This is a genomic window from Peptococcus niger, from assembly GCF_900101835.1.
GTDB classification, from domain to species: Bacteria; Bacillota; Peptococcia; order Peptococcales; family Peptococcaceae; genus Peptococcus; species Peptococcus niger.
This window is the reverse complement of the sequence record NZ_FNAF01000001.1, coordinates 37,630-57,013: the sequence shown is the minus strand read 5'-3', so window position 1 is coordinate 57,013 and position 19,384 is coordinate 37,630. Positions and strand designations below refer to the sequence as shown.

24 protein-coding genes and 1 tRNA gene are annotated in these 19,384 nt (G+C 44.6%); 7 read left to right on the top strand and 18 right to left on the bottom strand.

The genetic code is table 11. The annotated features are described in order from the left end of the window. Positions 1-12 precede the first annotated feature (12 nt). The 14 genes from BLQ16_RS00340 to BLQ16_RS00275 all read right to left on the bottom strand — a co-directional run bounded on the left by BLQ16_RS00340 (position 13) and on the right by BLQ16_RS00275 (position 11,209). On the bottom strand, positions 13-1,242 hold the full coding sequence (locus BLQ16_RS00340; RefSeq protein ID WP_159427908.1) for a Fic family protein: 1,230 nt from the start codon (positions 1,240-1,242) through the stop codon (positions 13-15). A 187-nt stretch (positions 1,243-1,429) separates the two neighbouring features. Further along, positions 1,430-1,852: a DUF1492 domain-containing protein gene (locus tag BLQ16_RS00335; RefSeq protein ID WP_159427907.1), complete on the bottom strand. Its 423-nt coding sequence runs from the start codon at positions 1,850-1,852 to the stop codon at positions 1,430-1,432. Then, complete coding sequence (locus BLQ16_RS00330) at positions 1,839-2,036, bottom strand: hypothetical protein (RefSeq protein ID WP_091790768.1); 198 nt, start codon at positions 2,034-2,036, stop codon at positions 1,839-1,841. The genes BLQ16_RS00335 and BLQ16_RS00330 overlap by 14 nt, the downstream gene beginning before the upstream one ends. Then, positions 2,033-2,374, bottom strand: coding sequence for a hypothetical protein (locus BLQ16_RS00325; protein ID WP_091790767.1), 342 nt, complete (start codon positions 2,372-2,374; stop codon positions 2,033-2,035). The genes BLQ16_RS00330 and BLQ16_RS00325 overlap by 4 nt, the downstream gene beginning before the upstream one ends. Next, the gene (locus BLQ16_RS00320; protein WP_091790766.1) at positions 2,371-2,799 is read right to left on the bottom strand and encodes a RusA family crossover junction endodeoxyribonuclease; all 429 of its coding nucleotides are present in this window, start codon (positions 2,797-2,799) and stop codon (positions 2,371-2,373) included. The genes BLQ16_RS00325 and BLQ16_RS00320 overlap by 4 nt, the downstream gene beginning before the upstream one ends. A 358-nt stretch (positions 2,800-3,157) precedes the next feature. Then, the gene (locus tag BLQ16_RS00315; protein ID WP_091790765.1) at positions 3,158-5,221 is read right to left on the bottom strand and encodes an AAA family ATPase; all 2,064 of its coding nucleotides are present in this window, start codon (positions 5,219-5,221) and stop codon (positions 3,158-3,160) included. 10 nt (positions 5,222-5,231) lie between these two features. Further along, complete coding sequence (locus BLQ16_RS00310) at positions 5,232-6,842, bottom strand: DEAD/DEAH box helicase (RefSeq protein ID WP_091790764.1); 1,611 nt, start codon at positions 6,840-6,842, stop codon at positions 5,232-5,234. Between the two features lie 37 nt (positions 6,843-6,879). Next, entirely contained in the window at positions 6,880-7,446 is a 567-nt protein-coding gene (locus tag BLQ16_RS00305) for a hypothetical protein (RefSeq protein ID WP_091790763.1), read from the bottom strand. Next, the gene (locus BLQ16_RS00300) at positions 7,446-8,618 is read right to left on the bottom strand and encodes an ATP-binding protein (protein WP_200781847.1); all 1,173 of its coding nucleotides are present in this window, start codon (positions 8,616-8,618) and stop codon (positions 7,446-7,448) included. Before BLQ16_RS00300 ends, BLQ16_RS00305 begins: the two co-directional genes overlap by 1 nt. Continuing rightward, positions 8,618-9,946 carry an AAA family ATPase gene (locus BLQ16_RS00295; RefSeq protein ID WP_091790761.1) on the bottom strand — a complete coding sequence of 443 codons (1,329 nt, stop codon included), beginning with the start codon at positions 9,944-9,946 and terminating at the stop codon, positions 8,618-8,620. The genes BLQ16_RS00300 and BLQ16_RS00295 overlap by 1 nt, the downstream gene beginning before the upstream one ends. 90 nt (positions 9,947-10,036) lie before the next feature. Next, positions 10,037-10,222, bottom strand: a complete 186-nt coding sequence (locus tag BLQ16_RS00290; protein ID WP_091790760.1) for a hypothetical protein — start codon at positions 10,220-10,222, stop codon at positions 10,037-10,039. Positions 10,223-10,232: 10 nt separating this feature from the next. After that, on the bottom strand, positions 10,233-10,508 hold the full coding sequence (locus BLQ16_RS00285; RefSeq protein ID WP_091790759.1) for a MerR family transcriptional regulator: 276 nt from the start codon (positions 10,506-10,508) through the stop codon (positions 10,233-10,235). A 9-nt stretch (positions 10,509-10,517) separates the two neighbouring features. Next, entirely contained in the window at positions 10,518-10,739 is a 222-nt protein-coding gene (locus BLQ16_RS00280) for a hypothetical protein (RefSeq protein ID WP_091790758.1), read from the bottom strand. 11 nt (positions 10,740-10,750) lie between these two features. Then, positions 10,751-11,209 (bottom strand): helix-turn-helix domain-containing protein, encoded by a 459-nt coding sequence (locus BLQ16_RS00275; protein WP_091790757.1) that lies wholly within the window; start codon positions 11,207-11,209, stop codon positions 10,751-10,753. A gap of 219 nt (positions 11,210-11,428) precedes the next feature. Between BLQ16_RS00275 and BLQ16_RS00270 the strand changes: the two genes are divergently transcribed. After that, positions 11,429-11,638 carry a hypothetical protein gene (locus BLQ16_RS00270; RefSeq protein WP_091790756.1) on the top strand — a complete coding sequence of 70 codons (210 nt, stop codon included), beginning with the start codon at positions 11,429-11,431 and terminating at the stop codon, positions 11,636-11,638. A gap of 450 nt (positions 11,639-12,088) precedes the next feature. Here the strand turns inward: BLQ16_RS00270 and BLQ16_RS00260 are convergent, their stop codons facing one another. Continuing rightward, entirely contained in the window at positions 12,089-12,280 is a 192-nt protein-coding gene (locus tag BLQ16_RS00260; protein WP_159427906.1) for a helix-turn-helix transcriptional regulator, read from the bottom strand. Positions 12,281-12,441: 161 nt separating this feature from the next. Here BLQ16_RS00260 and BLQ16_RS00255 point away from each other — a divergent pair, with 161 nt between their 5' ends. Genes BLQ16_RS00255 through BLQ16_RS00230 form a run of 6 tightly spaced genes read left to right on the top strand, consistent with a single transcriptional unit; the run spans position 12,442 to position 17,755 of the window. After that, complete coding sequence (locus tag BLQ16_RS00255) at positions 12,442-12,870, top strand: helix-turn-helix domain-containing protein (RefSeq protein ID WP_091790753.1); 429 nt, start codon at positions 12,442-12,444, stop codon at positions 12,868-12,870. Continuing rightward, positions 12,870-14,531, top strand: a complete 1,662-nt coding sequence (locus BLQ16_RS00250) for an AAA family ATPase (RefSeq protein WP_091790752.1) — start codon at positions 12,870-12,872, stop codon at positions 14,529-14,531. Before BLQ16_RS00255 ends, BLQ16_RS00250 begins: the two co-directional genes overlap by 1 nt. A 52-nt stretch (positions 14,532-14,583) precedes the next feature. Continuing rightward, complete coding sequence (locus tag BLQ16_RS00245; protein ID WP_091790751.1) at positions 14,584-15,420, top strand: DNA adenine methylase; 837 nt, start codon at positions 14,584-14,586, stop codon at positions 15,418-15,420. 19 nt (positions 15,421-15,439) lie between these two features. Further along, entirely contained in the window at positions 15,440-16,066 is a 627-nt protein-coding gene (locus BLQ16_RS00240; RefSeq protein ID WP_091790750.1) for a hypothetical protein, read from the top strand. 27 nt (positions 16,067-16,093) lie between these two features. Then, entirely contained in the window at positions 16,094-16,540 is a 447-nt protein-coding gene (locus BLQ16_RS00235) for an ImmA/IrrE family metallo-endopeptidase (protein WP_091790749.1), read from the top strand. A 48-nt stretch (positions 16,541-16,588) separates the two neighbouring features. After that, complete coding sequence (locus BLQ16_RS00230; protein WP_091790748.1) at positions 16,589-17,755, top strand: tyrosine-type recombinase/integrase; 1,167 nt, start codon at positions 16,589-16,591, stop codon at positions 17,753-17,755. Between the two features lie 83 nt (positions 17,756-17,838). Here the strand turns inward: BLQ16_RS00230 and BLQ16_RS00225 are convergent. The 3 genes from BLQ16_RS00225 to BLQ16_RS00215 form a co-directional block, all read right to left on the bottom strand. Beyond that, positions 17,839-17,912: transfer RNA gene (locus BLQ16_RS00225), tRNA-Pro, on the bottom strand. 188 nt (positions 17,913-18,100) lie between these two features. After that, the gene (locus tag BLQ16_RS00220) at positions 18,101-18,889 is read right to left on the bottom strand and encodes an alpha/beta hydrolase family protein (RefSeq protein ID WP_091790747.1); all 789 of its coding nucleotides are present in this window, start codon (positions 18,887-18,889) and stop codon (positions 18,101-18,103) included. 3 nt (positions 18,890-18,892) lie between these two features. Beyond that, positions 18,893-19,360 carry a tRNA (cytidine(34)-2'-O)-methyltransferase gene (locus tag BLQ16_RS00215; RefSeq protein WP_091790746.1) on the bottom strand — a complete coding sequence of 156 codons (468 nt, stop codon included), beginning with the start codon at positions 19,358-19,360 and terminating at the stop codon, positions 18,893-18,895. Positions 19,361-19,384 lie beyond the last annotated feature (24 nt).

The window sequence follows — 19,384 nt, the reverse complement described above, 5'->3', positions numbered from 1 at the left end:
GGGTGGGTGTCTTTAGAGCATTTGACAATCTTTCTCTAAAAATTTTTCGTTTAAAACATATACGATAGGCCTCTTCTGAACCCGATAGATATATCCATCTTTCTCTAACCAGCTTAAAGTTTCGTGTAGTTTTTGCTTCGGTGCTTTAATAATGTCTTCCAGTTCTCGTCTTTCCAAGCCGGAGTCATTAAATAACAGGGCCTGGCAGAGAACAAACACAATATTTTGCGCCAATTCATTGTTCATGAGGCGCTCGTCCATTTTAATGCATGCATCAGCTTGGTTTAACAGCCGTTCCTTGTCCTGCAAATTCTCGTTAACAAACGCCTGACCTTCAAGCAAAATGTCCAAAAAAGAATCTATTGCAAAATTCATTTCCCCGTAGGAGTTAAACCGGTTTGTATTAGCAAATAGGTCTAGATACCTTTTCTCCATAATCCGACATCCATTTGAAAATGCGTAAGCCGTATAAACCGAAAAAGCTTTGGAAAGGTACAGGCTCGTTATAAACCGGCTGGTCCTCCCGTTGCCATCATAGAAGGGGTGAATGTAGCCGAAATAATAATGCCCTATGGCCAGCCTTACCAAATAAGGTAAATCTGCATGATTGAGAAAATTCAGCAGTTGCGAGACATGATCAATGATTCTTTTTTCACTGCCAACGCCCTTATGGATAACCCGACCAACCGAGTTCCTTATTTCTGACCCATCTTTGATGAAAACCTGTCCGTCAGGTAGGTTTGACGCAGAAATTTCTCCGTCAGTTATAAAGTCATATATTTTGCGTACATCCTTCGCTGAATCCGGCAAAGACAGCTCCCCATACCACAGTTCTAAGTATGAATGGATCATACTACCCATCCTTGTTTTAGAAGGCGCCACGCCTTCCATAACACGCCTGGCACTGCTAGCGATTTCTTGCCTGCTGCTTTTAACCCCTTCAATTTGATTGGTGCTTTGCAGCTCCTCAACAATAAGGCTTAAAAGAAAGTTCTTTTTAGCAACTTCGGGTAGCCGTTCATCGTAAAACTTCATTAGCGTATCATTTTGAAAAATCTCGTCAATCTTTAACATCATGTCATTTGTTGGCGTATAAAAAAGTTCGAAAGTCTCAGAAGAATTCATCGGGAGAATTGTAAGCCCTGTTTTAACTGACACTGGACTATTGAAACGCTCTAAATATAAATCCTCTACTCCGCTCTTTTCTTCTGTTTTGTACCATTTTTTAAATAAATATTCCATTTTCATCACCTTAAATCAAATTATATCATTAAATTTGATTTATTAAACAGTTCCTGGAGGTATTTATTTAATTTTTATAGATTTCTGCAATAAAAATGCGCCCGATTAGGGCGCTATCAAAAAGGAGGAAAGGAGGTGTCTTGCCATTTCAACCCACATACAGTATAGCACAGGTCCATAGTGTCTTTTAGTGTCCTCTTTCCAACGCCCGCAAAGCTTTGCCGTGGAGTTTGTGGACATAGCGCTGCTCATAGCCCAGCTTATCCGCCACATCCTCCCACTTGAGGCAATCTACATAGCGCAGGTGCAAGAGTCTAATCAGTCGCTCGTCTTCCAGGCTATAGATCAGATCGCAAATCTCCTTGCGCAACTGATTGGCCCGCCGGATCCGCTCGATAAGCTCTGCCCGCAAGTCCACCATCTCCGCCACAATATCATCCAGATCACGACACTCGCCGCCACCTGGCATATCAGACAACTCGGCACTCATCCGTGTCGCCTCGTCACGCAGGGCGGCGATCTGCTCATAGCAGGCCTCAATTTCTGCTTCCGCCAGCTGATACTGGCCTAGGTACTCTTTTGCGTTCATGGTCACCTCAGCTTTCGGCATCCCACTGGTCCAGCAAGTGACCATACCGCCAGAACTTCTTCAGCGTGGCCACCCTTGAATGCACTGTAGATGGCTCCCGCCTTAAATCGCTGGCAACCTCTTCAACCGATAGCCCCCCACGCTCCAGCATACCGACCAAGTATACATCTTCCTCCTGCGTCCACCTGGTGCCTTTGGGCTTCATATGCGTTCCTCCCACTTGTCCAATATAGCAATTACCTGGATAGCTTCCAGCATAATTTTTACCGTATGGCCACGAAGCATTTCACGTCTACGTTTATCGGTAGCCTTATCTATCTTTAGCGGAGTACCTGTGCCGTCGCTTTCATAAGCGTATTTTGCAGCCTTCCATTCATCATAAGCCTCCTGGAGTTCTCTGCGTTCTTCCAGTAAAACATGCATTAACTCCTGCTCATCAACATACATAGGCCAAAAATTACATTTTACATATTCGTGTTTTAGCGCCTCAAAAAGCTCTTTCATCTTTGGACTATTGGCATCCACAAAACAAGTCCAACTCATAAAGCAAGCCCCCTTTCAGCCAACTCCAGCCGTTCCACCCGGATAAAAATCCCAGGCTGCCTAGCCCAAAACTTTTCCACAATCTCAGATGCAACCAATGCATCATCTTCCCAAAAACCAAGATCCGTCATACAATCCTTTAATAACTTTTGCAAGTTATCCGTATCAGGCCTAGTTATTTTCCATTCCCCATCATAATGTCCATTACCCGAGAATAACCACTTCACTTGTAATCGAATTGGACCCGTCCATTTCTCTGCCGGCACATGCCCAGCAAGATGCGCCATCAATTTAGACCTGGCACTCTTAAGTGCTGCTGGCTCATAGACGATTGGCTTATTTTTTAAGCAGCGAATTTCCTTCTGCTGATGCGTCGTTCTCGGCGGATGCATCGGCAGAAAAAACTGTAAACATGCTTCACACATCTTCCCTCACCACTTTCATTTATTAAACTGCTAAAATCAACTTTTTATCTGTTCAGAAAAAATCTCTGCCACCCGGATGGAAAAAGTCGTCGTGCGAAAGCTAACGCACGACTCTTTTCCCCGGTGGCCGCGAGACAGAGCCGTCAAGGCTACTCTGGTAAGAGTAGCGTTTTGTTGACCCAGGTCAAACACGGAAAAAAGTATACTTAAACTATTCAAATGCGTGTTTAAATTCATAAAAAACAGTTATTTTTTATTCAAATGAATTCATTAAATATTAGACAAAGTTATTTTCAATGTGACTGTCAAAAGTCAAAACATGTTTTGCTCTGATTGACCTGGGTCCATACGTTCTGTTCTACAACTTTGTAATACGTCCCTCATGACCATTTCTGTATTCAATTGAATATTTTCTACTTTCTTTCAATCGACGTTTTACCGTAGATTCTGACACGCCCATGTAGCCTGACAGGTCCTTTATCGTGATAATTTCTTGTAATTTTAGCGCTTCATAAGCCGTATCCAGTGCTTCCATTCGTTCTCTTTTTCTGTCCTCTTTACTCTTCCCGGGCCTGCCGGCGTGAGAAGATCTTCCGCCATTCACTTCCGGCGAAAGTTCTTTCAAGACCCCCGTTATGTCCATCTGGTGGACTGGGTAAGTAAACCAAAAATCCACCGGAGCGAAACGTTCAAACTCTCTAAGGGTACCTTCTATCCGCCAAGCCGTCGCATGAACCTGGTCACCAAATACCGCCTTAATGGTTGCCTCCGGAACGTCCAGTTCTGTTAAGTCCAAAAGAGCGTCAGGGTCCCGGGCAAATACCCCGGACCCGCTGGCGCGGTCCATAGACCGTTTGCCACCCTGGTAACCCTTGCTGTGATGGTGACAGTAAATTACGGCGCTTCCCAACTCCGTGCAGACCTTGTCAAACTGATTGCAGAAATGGGCCATTTGATCGGCAGAGTTTTCATCTCCGGTGATGATCTTATAGATTGGGTCAATGATGATGGCTGCATAATCCTTCTTCTTTGCCCTTCTAATAAGCTTTGGCGCCAGCTGGTCCATGGGGACAGATTTCCCCCGCAAGTTCCAGATATCTATGGCCTCTAAGTGGCTAGGAATAATCCCCATCGCCTCATATACATCTCGAAACCGGTGCAAACAAGAAGCTCGGTCAAGCTCCAAGTTGACATACATCACCCGGCCCCTGGCACACTGCCATTCCAGCCATTTTTTGCCTTCAGCAATGGCAACACATAGTTCGATTAAAGCAAAAGACTTTCCCGCCTTTGAAGGACCGGCTAAAAGCATTTTATGGCCTTGTCGAAGGACACCTGAAATAAGCGGTGGAGCCAATTCAGGCAAGTTGTGATAAAAATCTGCCAAGCTTTCCGGCTCAGGTAGATTGTCGTTAATACTTTCAATCCATTCATACCAGTCTTTCCAGGATTTTTGCCCGATGTTGGTATCAACTAGGTATTGCTTTCGTTCCCCCCGAATAACGCCTGGCATCCGGCTCAGCCGGCTAGGGTTCCTGTTTTGTGTATCTATCTTTAGACCGTTTTTCTCGCACACCTCATATAGGTAGTTCACCCGTTTACGATATTCGGTATAATTTTCCGCTTCAATCCTGACGATTGCATGTAGAGATTTCTTGCCGGAATAAACCAGGCAAGCTACCGGCAGCTCCAGCTTTCTAATAATGGCATTCTGGGTTTCAAGGTCCATTGTGTCTGATTCAACTAAGGCATAGCGATAATCCGTCACATTTTCATTCTTGCAGCCCTTCCCGTCCAACGGGTTAAACCGAATCCAAGCCCCTACTTGTGGCTTATAGTCTCCTAAAACAGCGCCAAGATCATCATTACACCTGGAAAGTGCCTCAATTAGCTCACCGGCTGTCCGTGACCACACCCCCTTGGTTGGCATAAAACGGCCATCTTTTTCCCAAGAGTCCGTCACATAGCCCACTGTTTCGGTAGAATCGAATAGGGCTTCCAAGTACCGGATAAGCTCTTGAGCTGGGTGCCAGGAGTTTGGTCCCCGAAGCTCCTCACCCTCGATCCAGGCCGTATCTACTATTTTTAGATCATCCTTATCCCCTACATAGGCATCCCAATCCAGGGCTAAAATCGGCCCATCATCTATAGGTGCAGGATGCCAACCTTGGTCTTTGGCCAATTGGACAATGGTTGCTGCCGTTACCGGATCACTTCCCCCGCCGTGAAATGTTTTCCACTTTCTTTGGCATTCTCCAGTATGATAACGGGCAACATCTCTTTGGGACCAGGTTTCCCATACTTGGGCGTCGTAGCCTTCATGGTTAAGGGCCATGCCCACGCTAACCCATTCCTGGTAGTTTAATAAAGACGGATTTATGTGCCCTAATATTTCTAATAGATCTGTGTTGTACTCTCTCATAGCCTGCCCCTTAGCTGTTTACGGCTTGCTTTACCCGCTGCTCTTGCGGCTGATAGGTAGCCGGGTTAATCCCCGCAGGCACTCTCCAACCGGATTCGGCAATTTGTCCAATAAGGCGGGTTGCATCTGCCATCGCCCATGTCCCGACATGCTGAAAACCACGACTTTCCAGTAGCCGTATCTGCTTAGGTGTAGCCAAGCCTGCCTCCCGCCGGGCGTGTAGCCGGTCCAGCAAGACACTTGCCTTGCCGGCGCTACCCACATCGTCCGGGAATATGCCGAATTTCTCCAGGGATTGGAGTTGCTTCATCGTAGGTGGTTTCCCTTCCCAGCCAAAGGACGGAACATAATTGGCCAGGTCCTCAGCCTGAATAGACATTTCAAACTGAAGCGGATCTACCAATTTACGCTTGCGTCTTTTCATTTCTTTTAGCTTCTCTGCCAAAGCCGCCTCCCTGTCTGCGATAACATCTTGGCTGGCTCTTTCTTCTGCTGCTTCAAGGTCCATAGGCGCCTCAGCTTCAGCAATATTCTCTGTCATTTTTTCAGCCACTTCCGAGGAAGAGGCAATTAGGTGGGCCGGGTGGCATAGCTCATGATTTTCCGTATGCCATAAAAAATCCAGGAGAAGCAAATGATCCTTATCCGGATATAATCGCGTTCCCCTGCCTACCATTTGGCTATATAAGCTTCTCACCTTAGTCGGCCTTAAAACCACCACGCAATCAACACTGGGGCAGTCCCAGCCCTCAGTTAGTAGCATCGAATTGCAAAGGACATTGTAGTCGCCACGATCAAAAGCCGTCAAAACATCTGCCCGATCCACACTTTCGCCATTAACCTCTGCAGCGGCAAAGCCCTTACTCTTTAGCAGCTGGCAAAACTTTTGGCTGGTTGCAATAAGGGGCAAAAAGACCACCGTTTTTCGATCCATGCAGTACTTGGCCATCTCCTCTGCGATGCCTTCCAAATAAGGGTCTAACGCCGTCCCCACATCTCCGGCAGAAAAGTCTCCGGCCTGTTGACGGACAGCCGACAGGTCAATCTGCAAGGGAATGGTCATGGCCTTAATGGGCACCAGGTAGCCCTCTTTTATGGCCTTTGGTAGGCTGTACTCATAGGCTAACGAATCAAATATTGTCCCCAGATTACGCATATCTCCCCGGTCTGGGGTAGCCGTAACCCCCAAAACCCGGGCCTGGTCAAAATAATCGAGTATTCTTTTATAGCTGTCTGATACAGCATGGTGCGCCTCGTCAATGATAATGGTATCAAAGTGATCGGCTGCAAATTGTTTTAGCCGATTTTCCCTCATGAGGGTCTGCACAGATCCTACTGTAACTCGGTAAAAACTATCCAAGCTGGATTCCTGAGCCTTCTCCACAGAGCACATAAGCCCTGTGGATGCCTTTATCTTGTCAGCAGCTTGACTAAGGAGCTCCCCCCGGTGTGCCAATATAAGCACACGATGACCGGCACGAACACACGATTCCACCACCTTAGAAAAAACAATGGTTTTCCCTGTGCCGGTCGGCAATACCAGAAGCAGGCGCTGTTCACCGCTTGCCCACTTGTCCAGGATGGCGTCATGGGCCTCTCTTTGATACGGCCGTAATTCCATGCTTGATCATCCTCCTTTCTTCTAAGCCTTACACTTTCTAAAAACTACCGGGGGTGTAATTGGTCATTTGCTGCTGAACCGGTCCCGTTGCTTGCTGCGTTTTCACCGTTGGCTGTTGGTAAGCCTGCCCTTGAATGGGACGCTGCTGAATGGTTTCCAGAGCAGGCAGAAAGTTTTTCACTGCATTTGTGGTTCTTTTTTCACCATTTTGATTGGTGTATTCCCGCTGGTGGATTTCAGCCTTCCCGGTGGCACCCGGGACAGCTTGCCAGTTCATTTGAACCCGTTCGCCCGGTTTTTTCTGACCGATGGACGTAAAGAATTGAGACAGTTTCCACTCCATTTTAGTGTTAAGTAAGAGGCTTTCATTAAGTTCTACGGGTGTTTTGCTGGTAGGATCTGTTACCTGGATTTGAACTGTAGCCCGCGGGCAGGGGGGCATCTTTTCGCTACCGTTAAAGTAACCACGTTCTAGGCTTAAAACCTTAAAGTCGTAAATCCCTTCCGGTAACAAAACAAAAGAATCATCTTTTTCAATATAGCCTTCCCAGTCCAAGGCCTGACCCAGGTCTGCAGCGGGGTTAAAGTTGTTATCGTAGCTCATTATTTTCCTGCCTTTCTGGTCTCTTCAATCATTTGGTATACGGCTGGCCATGCTTGTATTAGCACAGCTTCAATAAATCCGTCATCGTACATATTTATTGGCGTATCCACCGGATAATAGCCTTTGGCACCAACCACCTTGCGAATCTCACTTTCGCTAACATCGTTGGCAAGCATAAGGTCCAATAACCCCTCATGTCTAATATCTAAATCCGGTGGAAATAACGCTTCTGCAGTAGCAATGACGTCAGAATCTGTGATTTCTGTCCCCGGAACCTCTTGTTTTGGGGATAACTGATGAGGAGGGTTTTGTGCAATATCAGCAGGGGGGGTAACAGAAGCTTCCGGCGCAGGTGCGGGGATTGGTTCCGGCCCTTCCATAGATGATGGCGATGCACCTTGTTCAGGCGTCTTTGCTGCGCCTTGGGCCGCCTGCATAATGCTGCTTGTATCAGCAAAGATATGCTCAATTTTGCCATAGTCCATATCCAGCTTAGGCGGTAATCCATGTCTGTTTTTAGCATCCCAGGTCGGCGTATGGTTGGTATACATAACACGCTTGCCACCTTGCGCCTTGTTTTTACCTTTACGGGCTCCTTGATTATCTACATTGACCACAAGCGTTTCATAGTTGCAAAAGAGGAGCATATCTGCCCACTCCTTCAACAGTGGCGCTGTTTTCTTTTGCAGCTTAAGTTCCCAGCGGTCATAAGCGCCCATTTCATCTGGCTGTTCAAACTTACGAATAAATGAGTGCGCCGTAATCACAACGTTAATGCCGCGATCAATAAGATCACTTAAGCGATTTAAAAATCGTCCAAACTCTTCTTCCAGGTAGGTGTATCCTTTTCCGTAGCCAATGCCTTCAATGCCATCCACCTGATGTTTGGCGCAAATCTGTTGCATACAAAGTTTTTCCGCCCAATCTGCAGTATCAATAACCAGCGTTTCACATAAGGGATTTGCACTGATATAGTCCACTTCTTGAAGTAACATTTGCCAACTGGTTGGTTGAGGTAGGCGGGCCACATCCAGTTGAGCCGAACCGCCCTCTGTGTCTATAAAGATGGGGTTAGGAAATTTGCTGGCCAGCGTCGTTTTTCCGATGCCTTCCGGACCATAGATGACAACCTTTTGCGCCCGCTTAATAACACCGCTTGTAATTGTAAACATTAAAATTCACCTGCTTTCCAAGCCGTCTGTGCTGGTTGCATACCTGCATGCGCAGCTGGTCTTTGTTGCTCAAGAATATAGCCGTCTTCAATAATGATGGTGCACTCTTCTCCTGTAGATACCCGGGTTGCAATAACTTGCAGGCTTTCTTGCTCAAGCCATTCACCAAACTTTTCCAATGTAAGGCGGTCCATCTGCTCAAGCTTATCCATTAGGACAAAGCCGCAATCAGGCGTTAATTGACGCACGATAGCTGTTGCTACAATCAACTGATCCGCTCCGCTCATGGCATCCCACTTATATCCCTTATAGGTCAACTCACCATCTTGAATGGATAAACCGGAAAGCGGTAAATTGGCACCATCTAATAAAGCCATTCGGTCTTTACGTACCGATTCAATTTCTTCGGTCAGGGCACTGTATTGAGTTTGATACTGTTCCGCTTCTTCTTCAGCACGAACCTTATCTAAATTAGCGCGCACCTTAATATTAATGGCATCGACGTTCTGAATTGACGCTTCAAGCTCAGCCGTGCTTTCGTCCTGCAACTCTTCAACTGTTTTAGTTGCCGTATCCAGCTTGATCAAAATTTCTTCTGTCTCAATGAGCAGCGTCCTGTGTTTTTCTTGTAAATCAGCAATTTGCTGAGCAATAGCGGAAGTCTGTTGCTGTAATCGCTGCACTTGGTTTTCTAGGGCTGCTTTTTCATCCCGTAGCTCTTTGTTTTTTTGATTGCGCAAAAGAATTTCCTGCTGCTGCTTAATAAGCTCTCCGGCTGAAATAAGGGTTTCCGGGGCATCTTCATAGTAAGGCTGTTCAGCAGCCCATTTTTTCTTCTGATCGGCAATTTGACCAATACTGTGCCGCTTGTTGTAAAGCTCCTGCTCTTTACGGTCCAACGTGTGCAGCTGCGGCCCAACCCCTATAATATTCAGCAAGGTTTCTGCCTTATCTTTATTGCTGGCAGCCATAAATTTAGGCAAGTCTAAAGCCAATTCTGCAATGAAGCCATCTAAAAGTTGCTGTCCGGCCTTATTGCCATTGGGATCAGTGACTTTTAGAGCACCATTCTTTCCGCTGCGCTCTACACGTAAACCGTTTGATAAAACCAGTTTTATAGAGGGATCTAAAACTGATCCCTCTCTATGCGGTTCACTTGGCTTGTAACGATTACCTCCCAACGCCCACACAATGGCGTCTAAGACGCTCGTTTTCCCTTGGCGATTATTACCACCAATAATGGTCAATCCTGCTTCAGACGGTTCCAACTGTACGGCTTTAACCCGTTTTATATTTTCAAGCTGAATAGAATTAATTTTTACACTCATGATTACTCCTTTTCTCACATTTGTGATATACTAAAAGCGGATGTTTTACCTTTGCGCCCTTTGCGAGTGCCAGCTCGTAAGGGCGTTTTTTTATAGTTCGATGGCATCTGATACCACCGCACTTATAACTGTGAGTGTAAGCCAGGCAGTTACACGGATCCCGGCTTGAACATGGTTAATAAGTCCCAAATCCACCCGGACCAACGCTGCTAAAAACATGACATAGGCCGTAATCATAAAGATTCGTCCTAATACTCTAACGGGCAATGTCTTCATATTTTCCTCCTTAAATTCTTAATTTAGCCATCCTCTCCCGGTACTCAGCCCGGCTTCGCCTTTCCATCTCCTGCTTGACCAAGTCACGTGGATACATAACCCGACGGCCGTACTGAATCCGCGGAAAGCCCGGAGACTTGCCAAGTTCTCTTGCTGCTTGGATCCCCATACCAAGATACTCAGCCAGTTCTTCACAAGTTAAGAAGTCCGGATACTGCTTCGGCCCTTCTGCTAACTCTGCTAGGAAAGCCTTTATTTCCTGCAATTCCTGTAGTACTTCGCTCATCTTGCCACCTCACTTATAAATCCTACAATCGCCGTATTCCCAGGCGTCCATCTTGATCAAACGCTCTGTCTCTTTATCTACCATTTCCACAAGGGCCTCTGGAGCAGTTAACTCCGATAATTCATTAGGTAGTTGGTCTACCAGGTCTGCGTCAACTACTACAGACCCCGTTACCTCAGCCAGAGCTAAAAACTTGACCCGGACCTTTTCTTGACAGGTCCCATCCGGCACTACATATAAGCTTATACGCCCTCCTTTTCCAGTCCATCGATATAAACATTAATGCTTGTCGCCCGGTCGGACACCCGCTTAATCATTGCGTTATACTTCACTAGGTCTTCGTACTCGTCCGGAGCGATAATGCCATCTGCCAATAAGCACTTGACCACTTCGTTTGCCTGGCCAATGTCATCCCCCATGAGGATAGACTGTAAGGCCATATCGCAGTCGCTCTGCGGTGGGACAACATCCGGCAGATGATGACCTAAAATAGAGTGGTTCTTGAGATGCCACCAGGCCAGCATCGGCGACCTGTAAGTGTCCGCCATCCGGTCTACCAGAGCATCAGACGGTAACCGTACGTCCGTCTCAATCTTGGCCAGCGTAGAGGTCGAAATAGCCATTGCTTCCGCCGCCTGAGCTTGCGTCAACCCTGCATTTAGCCGGCAACTTTGGTAATAATTGTTGCCTGTTTTGTCCATCTTCACCTACTCCCTTATGAGCTCCCTTTTATATTTCTATTCGCTTTTTCCAGAAACAAAAACTATGATCAAATAAATCTAACTGCAACCAACTTTCCGCATATCTTCTACCATCTTTTTTATCTCTATATTTTGTAAGATAATGCCTAATCATTTATCCTCACCTCCCACCCTTTGTATGGATTTCTGCTATACTCTCCTTGAAAGGAGGTGATACCTATGAAAGCAACTATTTACTTTCGTGACCGCCACAAATTAATCATCGAAGACCTTAAAGAAATTTACACCGGCAACACCGGCAACCCCAACGCAAAAACCATAACAGACTTCAAAGATCTGATTCTGTCGGACACAACCCTTCGCTTTGTTGGGACAAGCACCCTAGTTGTGAATGGGAAAGATTTATTGTGCGTACACCTCGCGGAATAACCTCCAAAAGAGTGCAGTTGCAGCTGTACTCTTTTTCTATTTTCCGCAGCCCCTCAACCATAGGCCCAATATCTTCCCAAATATCAGCAACCAAATGAACCCTTATTTCCATTTCCATTTATCCTCACCTCCCACCGCTCGAATTACTTAAAAATGAGCTTCATAATTAATTGCACTGCATGGAATGCTCAACTGTAGTGTCACATCTATAAATCCGCAGGGACCATTGCTTTTGAGACTATAGCCAGTTATATAAGGCACCTCTTGGCTATTCAGCTTAAGCGTAAAACCCTCTTTCCCATCCTTAATAGAGAAACTGTCTTCCGCCTCGGTATAAATTTCGGGCCCATTTTTGCCCACCTTGTCTATTTCATTCGCCCCCTTTCGTGGGATAATTGGGGTAAAGAAAGAACTTTTTGTTTGACTTTTCAAAACCAATGTTTTTAAAAATCAAACATTCTGAGTAAAAAAAATCATAGGTGAAACGCCTAGCACCTTGCTGATTGCTTCAGCTCGTTCAATTGTCATCTTGATTTTACCAGCCTCCAAGAGGCAGTAAGTGCTTTTTGACAAGCCTAGCTGCTTACCTAACTCTTCCTGCGTTAAACCGGCTTGATTTCTAGCATTTTTGAGAGCATTCAACAGCTTCACCTCCTTGTATGCTTTTATTATAGTTTGCGTTTCTTAAACTGTCAATGGTTTTATTTAATTTTTTAAAACTGCTTGCTCTTTAAGTTGATTATCCTCAAACTTATATGTAAGATAGATTTAGAATTTCATTTTTTGAAGGGAGGATTGACGCAATGGCTACTTTAGGCGAACGCATTAAGTCTTTGCGTCAAGAAAACGGTCTTACGCAAGAAGAATTTGGCAAAAAATTTGGTGTCGCTAAGTCCACTGTTTCACTTTACGAGAGCGGAAAAAGCACGCCGGATGATAGCTTAAAGGTGAAAATAGCAGACCATTACGATGTGTCGCTCGATTACCTTCTAGGTCGCACCAACGACCGCCACCGTCCCTACCATGAGCTGGGCGCCAAAGATATCAAAGAAATCGACACCCTTATGAAAGATCTGGAAAACCAGATGGACATCGGCATATCCTTCCACGGCGAACCCCTCGACGAACAGGACCGCGAAGTCCTTATGCAAAGCATCCGCACTGCCATCGAGATTAATAAACAACGTGCCAAAGAAAAATACACCCCGAAGAAATACAGGGGGGATAAATAATGAAGAACTATGACTTGGATCCATTGGAGCTAGGCTATAAGAGCAACAAAGAAGTGCGGCTCAGTGCAATTAATAGTATCTTCATTGAGAACTTCAGAACGTTAAAGAATAGAGAAATCCCCTTAGGGAAAAACATTACCCTTATTACAGGCAAAAATGGAACAATGAAATCTTCTATTTTAGGGCTAATTGCACACCCTTTCAGTAGCCCTAACAACGCAAAGGATATCTTTGGACTTCCACTGAAAACAAGTATGAGTGATGTATTTCGCCTTAGCTTGGAAAAAGATGAAATTCTGTATAGATACTACTTAAACGCAACAACGATAAAAGGCGAAAAAATATCAGAAGTTATCCGAGTTTACCCACGCCTTACAGAAACGGATCAACGGCATCGGGTAACCGTTGGTAAAGATAATAAAAAGGGCCGCGGGAATTTTCTACTTAATACCTCGTATACAAACTTTCTCCGCCTTTTTCCGATAATCAATACGGAGGCCTCTGAAGTAGACCTAAATAGCACTATGTCTTCAGATACCGAGGAGTTTATTACTAGTGGATATCTGAATATTATGCAAAGAGAAGCTTTTAGAGTAATCACACCTGTTTCAGATAGCAAAAAATCAGCAGGTAAGAATACCATAGGTCCTAAAGATGCGCTATACGACTTTAATTCAATATCCTCCGGAGAAGACAGTTTAGGATACATTCTCTGCAAGATGGCGGCATTTCAGGACAATAAAGTCGATGACGGGGCTTTAGAGGGAATCTTTTGCATTGACGAGATTGAGGCAGGCTTACACCCTATTGCTCAAGAAAACCTATTTGACTTTCTGTTGAATTGGTCCATAGCTAATAAAATACAGGTTGTGGCAACGACGCACTCCCTGTATTTAATTCAGCATGCTTTAAGCAAGCAAAAAAAGCTTAAGCTAGATGATAGCATAACAATAAATATGATAAGTACAGCATTTGTAGATAACGATAACTATATTATAAGAACCAATCCATCCTATGGCATAGCATATAAGGAGCTTACTTTAAAGGAGCCTGAAGACTTAAATAATCTTTCTAAAGTGAATATCATTTGTGAAGATAAAAAAGCAGAAACTCTCATAAGGCGAGTACTAAAAAAGAAAGAGATTAATCAGAGTTTGGAATATATTACTGCGCTAAAAGATAATCAGGCAGGTAATTCTTATCAATCTTTAAATGCATTAATAAAAAATGGACCTAAGTTATTTTCTAATAGTATCGTTATTTATGACCCGGATGTGGATTCTAAAGCTATACCGAAAAAATCTGTAAGCACTCTACAGATTCCATCTTTCTGTGTAAATCAAAACTTGTGTATAGAGCTATCCATTGTCCAGGCGATTAATGATCTTGATGGCAGTAGCCCTTTTTTTAAAAAGAACAACAAAGAGAAAGCTGTATTTCTTAATGAGTTTTCTAAATACAACCTGTTTACTAAAATTGGCAATTTAAGTGCACGTGATACCCAAAGTGCTAAAAAATGGGCGCAATCCGACAAGAAGTTTAACACCTATATCACTTGGTTTGTTAATAACACTAATTTATTTAATACCTTTAGACGCAATTTAATGGAGTGTATTAATCAGAAGAGAAAGGCCTTATCTTTGCCCGAGTTTGATATTTAAGTCTGGCCAAGCCATAAGATAAGCTTTATACTATTCTCAAGGAGGCGATAAAATGACTACCTACTACTCTCCCTTGAGATATCCAGGCGGCAAATCGAAGCTCTACAATTACACCGTTGCTCTCTTAGAAAATAATCATTTGATTGGGTGTACCTACTGTGAGCCCTTTGCTGGCGGAGCAGGATTAGCCTTAAAGTTACTGCTAAAAGGTAACATATCTCGCTTGCTATTAAATGATTTAGATAGGTCTATTTTTGCTTTTTGGGCAACGATTTTAAACGATACAGATGCCTTTTGCGAAGCAATCGCTGACATCCCGGTAACCATGAACGAATGGTACAAACAAAAAGAAGTTCAAAGTAATAAAAGTGCTGCTAACCTCTTTGATTTAGCTTTATCTACATTTTTCCTTAACCGTACGAATGTATCTGGCATTATTATGGGCGGTGTGATTGGCGGTTACAAGCAAACTGGTAAATATAAAATGAACTGCCGATTTAATAAACCTGATTTAATAAAGCGAATCAAGCGTATTTCCGAATTCAAAAACGTTATTAGCATATTTAACAAAGACGCCATTGACTTCATCCATAATGAAGTTAATAACCTTGATACTAAAAACACGTTTGTTTTTATTGATCCCCCTTATTATGCCAAGGGACCCACTCTTTACTTAAATGCATTTGAGCACTCAGATCACCAGGATTTAGCTAATACGGTTCAAGCTACCATCAAGTGCCCGTATATCATTACTTATGACAACCATGAAGTCATCCACTCTATGTACAAGGAGTTAGATCCAGAAGAATTTTCTATTTATTACAGCGCTAATAAAAAAGGTAACGCTAAAGAAATACGAATGTTATCACAAAATTTGGCGCCGGTTTAATCAAAAAGGAGGAATTATTATGGCAAAAAAACTCATGGCATTATTGCTAACAGTCGCACTAACTACCCTAGCTGGTTGTGGTAGCGGAGCAGACAAAGCATCACCTGCAAAGAGTTCTGAAGAAGCATCTTCTGTCCAACACGAAACACAAGCAAAGGACCGTAAAGATCGCACCGGGCAGACGGAGCAATCAGAAGTCGGAAAATCTAAGATAGTTCATCAGAAAAAGGGGATTGGCGATAAAGTGACCACTGGTCCCTTTGATATTGAGTTAACCGACGCTCAAGTAATGACCCTTGAGCCAAGTCCGGATTTTAAGCAAATGTTTGGAGGCAAAGATAAGGTAACAGCAATAACACTCGCTTTTAAATCCGAAAACAAATCAGATGCAACGAATTCGATTTATCTTAACCAAGGAACTATCACAACAAATACTAAAGAGCAGAAAGAAGCTGATTTGTTGCTAAGTGATGATGTTGGCGGAGACTACATTGGCAACATCGAAAAGAACGGGCAAGTTTACTTTATCCTTGATTCTCCCGCCGAAGAAATAACCTCCATTACTTTCACAGCAGATGCCCCTCATGATGAAAACTTCTCTACACTCGGAGAAAAAGTGACTTTTACTGTTAACTTTGATAAATAATCTCAAGCAAGCATAAGTAGGTGACCTATGTACGACGCCGCAGCCCAGCAAGCGATCAGTCTTGCTAGAAAGCTGAAAAACAAATATGGCGACGCAGAATCCATCTGCATCGCCAAGGATATCCATATTCTGTTTACAGCCCTGAGCCGCGGCGTCACAGGTCTCCATGTCCATACCCACCGCATGCATACAATAGCCATCCAGAAGAGCCTAGATCCTTATTTAACACGCTTTATCCTCGGCCATGAGCTAGGACACTATTTCATGGATAAGGCCAGAAATAAGCTATATATTGACCCCTACATTAGCAAAAATAACTACATCGAGCGCAGAGCAGACATCTTTTCAGCCGCCCTCATTCTACCCGAAAAAATCCCCGAGGGATTTGCTGATTATACAAGCGCCCAACTCGCCCGCTACTATGGCGTCCCTACCTGGACAGTAGACCTTATCTACAAGTCTTATTTTTTTTAGCCTCGGCAGGGAACATATGTGCTTGAACGATAAAGAAAGGAGCCTTTTATGTATGAGTTTACCCCTTTAGGAGAGGGTAGTTTCTTCAAGCGCAAAACCGGCAGAATGGCCGGTAAATTCGTAGCCGAACGCCATTACCTAATAGACGGCGAAAAGAAATGCAAAGCCTTTTACGCTACCACAAAGAAAGCCGCCAAAGCCCGCATGGCCAGCTACGAAGAGCAAATGTACCTAAAGCTCGAAAGAAGCCAGCACGCCTATCAAACAGACCTCCAAGAGATGACTACCGCAGAATGGATCTATTGCTGGCTCATTACCTTCAAGCAAGACCAAACAAAGCCCTCCACCTATACTAGTTATCTAAGCTACCTCCGCAATCAAATCGTCCCCCACCTAGACCATATCACCCTAAAAGATCTAGACACCATGCAACTCCAAATCTACTATAACGACCGTTCCAAAGACTTAAGCCCCGCCTCCATCCGGAAATTAAACGCCATCGTCAGCCAAGCCCTGGACGCAGCCGTGGACTATAAGATTATCCCACAGAACCCAGCCCCTAAATGTAAAAAGCCCAAAATCAAAAAGACCCGCCCTCGCGTCCTAACCCACGAAGAGCAGGAAAAATTCTTAACAACCCTATCCCCCACCGACCCCTTCACCCCCATCTACCTGACCATGCTCGGCGCAGGGCTAAGAATAGGTGAAGCCTTAGCCCTAAATATCCAAGACATAGACTTCACCAAAAACGCCATCCACGTATCCCATACCTTGCCCCGCCAAGGCCACTACACAGTCCACAACCTCCCCACAACAAAAGACTGGGAAGATAGATACCTACCCCTCTCTCCGCCGCTAAAGACCGCCTTAAAAGCGCAAATAACCCGCCTGAAGGAACTCCATCTCATCGCAGGCAAGCCCTGGACAAATAACACCTTCATATTCCAAACCTCGAACCTAACCCCCTACTGCCAAACCAACGTCCTAAAACACCTAAAACGCCTCCTGAAAAAAGCCGGCCTCCCCGACGACATCACCAACCATACCCTTCGCCACACCTTCGCCACCCGCCTAGTCGAACAAGGAACAGATATTAGCATCGTAAAAGAGCTCCTGGGCCACGAAGACATCTCCACCACCGCCGACTATTACATCGACATTTCCACCGACCTCCTAGACGCCCAACTGGAAAAAATATCTGCTATTTTGGCGTAACCACTGTACACAGAACTGTACAACCCCTAAAAACGAAAAAAAGCAGGTCCGCGAAAAATCCGCAAACCTGCTTTATTAACGTATCGGAGCGACTGGATTTGAACCAGCGACCTCTGCAACCCCAATGCAGCACTCTACCAAGCTGAGCCACGCCCCGACAAGCAATATATATACTACTATCTTTCCTAAAAATTGTCAAGGATTCCAGGTGATTTCTAGCTCTAATTTATGCCTATTCCATCCAGCAATGGGTCATTAGCGTGGCAAAAGAAAAGTTGGCCATAAACAAACTTCAATATGATGATACTTTAAAAGGACATTCTTGTGCTTTTAATGCGTTTTAAATTACAAGTATCGTTTCAAGAAAGAAATGCCATCTGCCAGCATTCGATCTGTTACAAGATGACCAACGCCTTCATAAATCTCATGATGGAAATCGTTCGAATCAGTATTATGCTGTTTGAGATAATCGGCCAGGCGCAAGTTGGCAGCGTAGGGAATGGTTTTGTCTTCTTCGCCATTGGTCAAAAGAAGGGGGCGCTCCAATAATTTTGTCCGGTCTTGCCAGGGGTTGTATCGACTGGAATAGTATGAAATGTCTCCTAATGATGACCGCCTTTCCCGAATGGCGGTCATCGTTGTATGCCATCGAGAAGCCATGTTGTCCTCTAACCACTGCCAATCGCTTGCACCGTTATAAGCTACCGAGCAGACAATATCCGGATAAACGGTCATAAGCGCCAGGCTAATGAGTGCCCCCATGGAATGCCCCATGACGGCCAGACGTTCCGGATCTGCACCATACTGGTGAACGATGGCTTTGCGCAAAAGTTGAAATTCATCAACCTCCAAGTCAATGGTCCGCCAAAAATAGGCGGCAACGTTTTCCGGCGTATCGGCAATGGCCCCCCGCTGTCCATGAAAGGGGCCATCAACAATAAAGACCTGGTAGCCAAAAGAAGCTAAAAGACCTGCGCGAAAACGCTGGCGCTGGGCATTGGATTGCCAACCATGATAGAAAACAATGCTTGGATATGGTGCGGCCAGATTTTTTGGACGAAAACAATATCCGGGGATATCTTCAATCTGTATTTCTTTCATGGCAACATTTGAATTAAGCGGAAAATCTATCATTACTTACCTCAATTCATTAAAACCATTCTGACGCAAGGCTTCATACAAGGCAATGCCAACGGAGGTGGCAATGTTAAGACATCGGGCTTCCGGAATATCCAGCATGGGAATCCGGCATTCATTAGCCGCTAATGCGGTATGGATCTCTTTTGTTACACCGGTATCTTCTCGACCAAAGAGCAGGTAATCTCCATCTTGAAAGACTGTCTCTGTATAAAGTCGCGTTCCTTTGCTGGACATCAGATGTACGGTTCCGGATTTTTTACGGTTCATGAAATCCTCAAAGTTTTCGTACTCATACAAGTCCAATATCTCCCAGTAGGTTAATCCGGCGCGCCGTAAATTTCTTTCGGTAATCTCAAATGCATAAGGCTTGATAAGATGTAAAGCACATCCGGTTACAGCGCAGGTGCGCGCAATATTGCCGGTATTTTGCGGGATTCTCGGTTCAAATAAGACGATATTATACACAATACAACTCTTTTCTTTGACTGT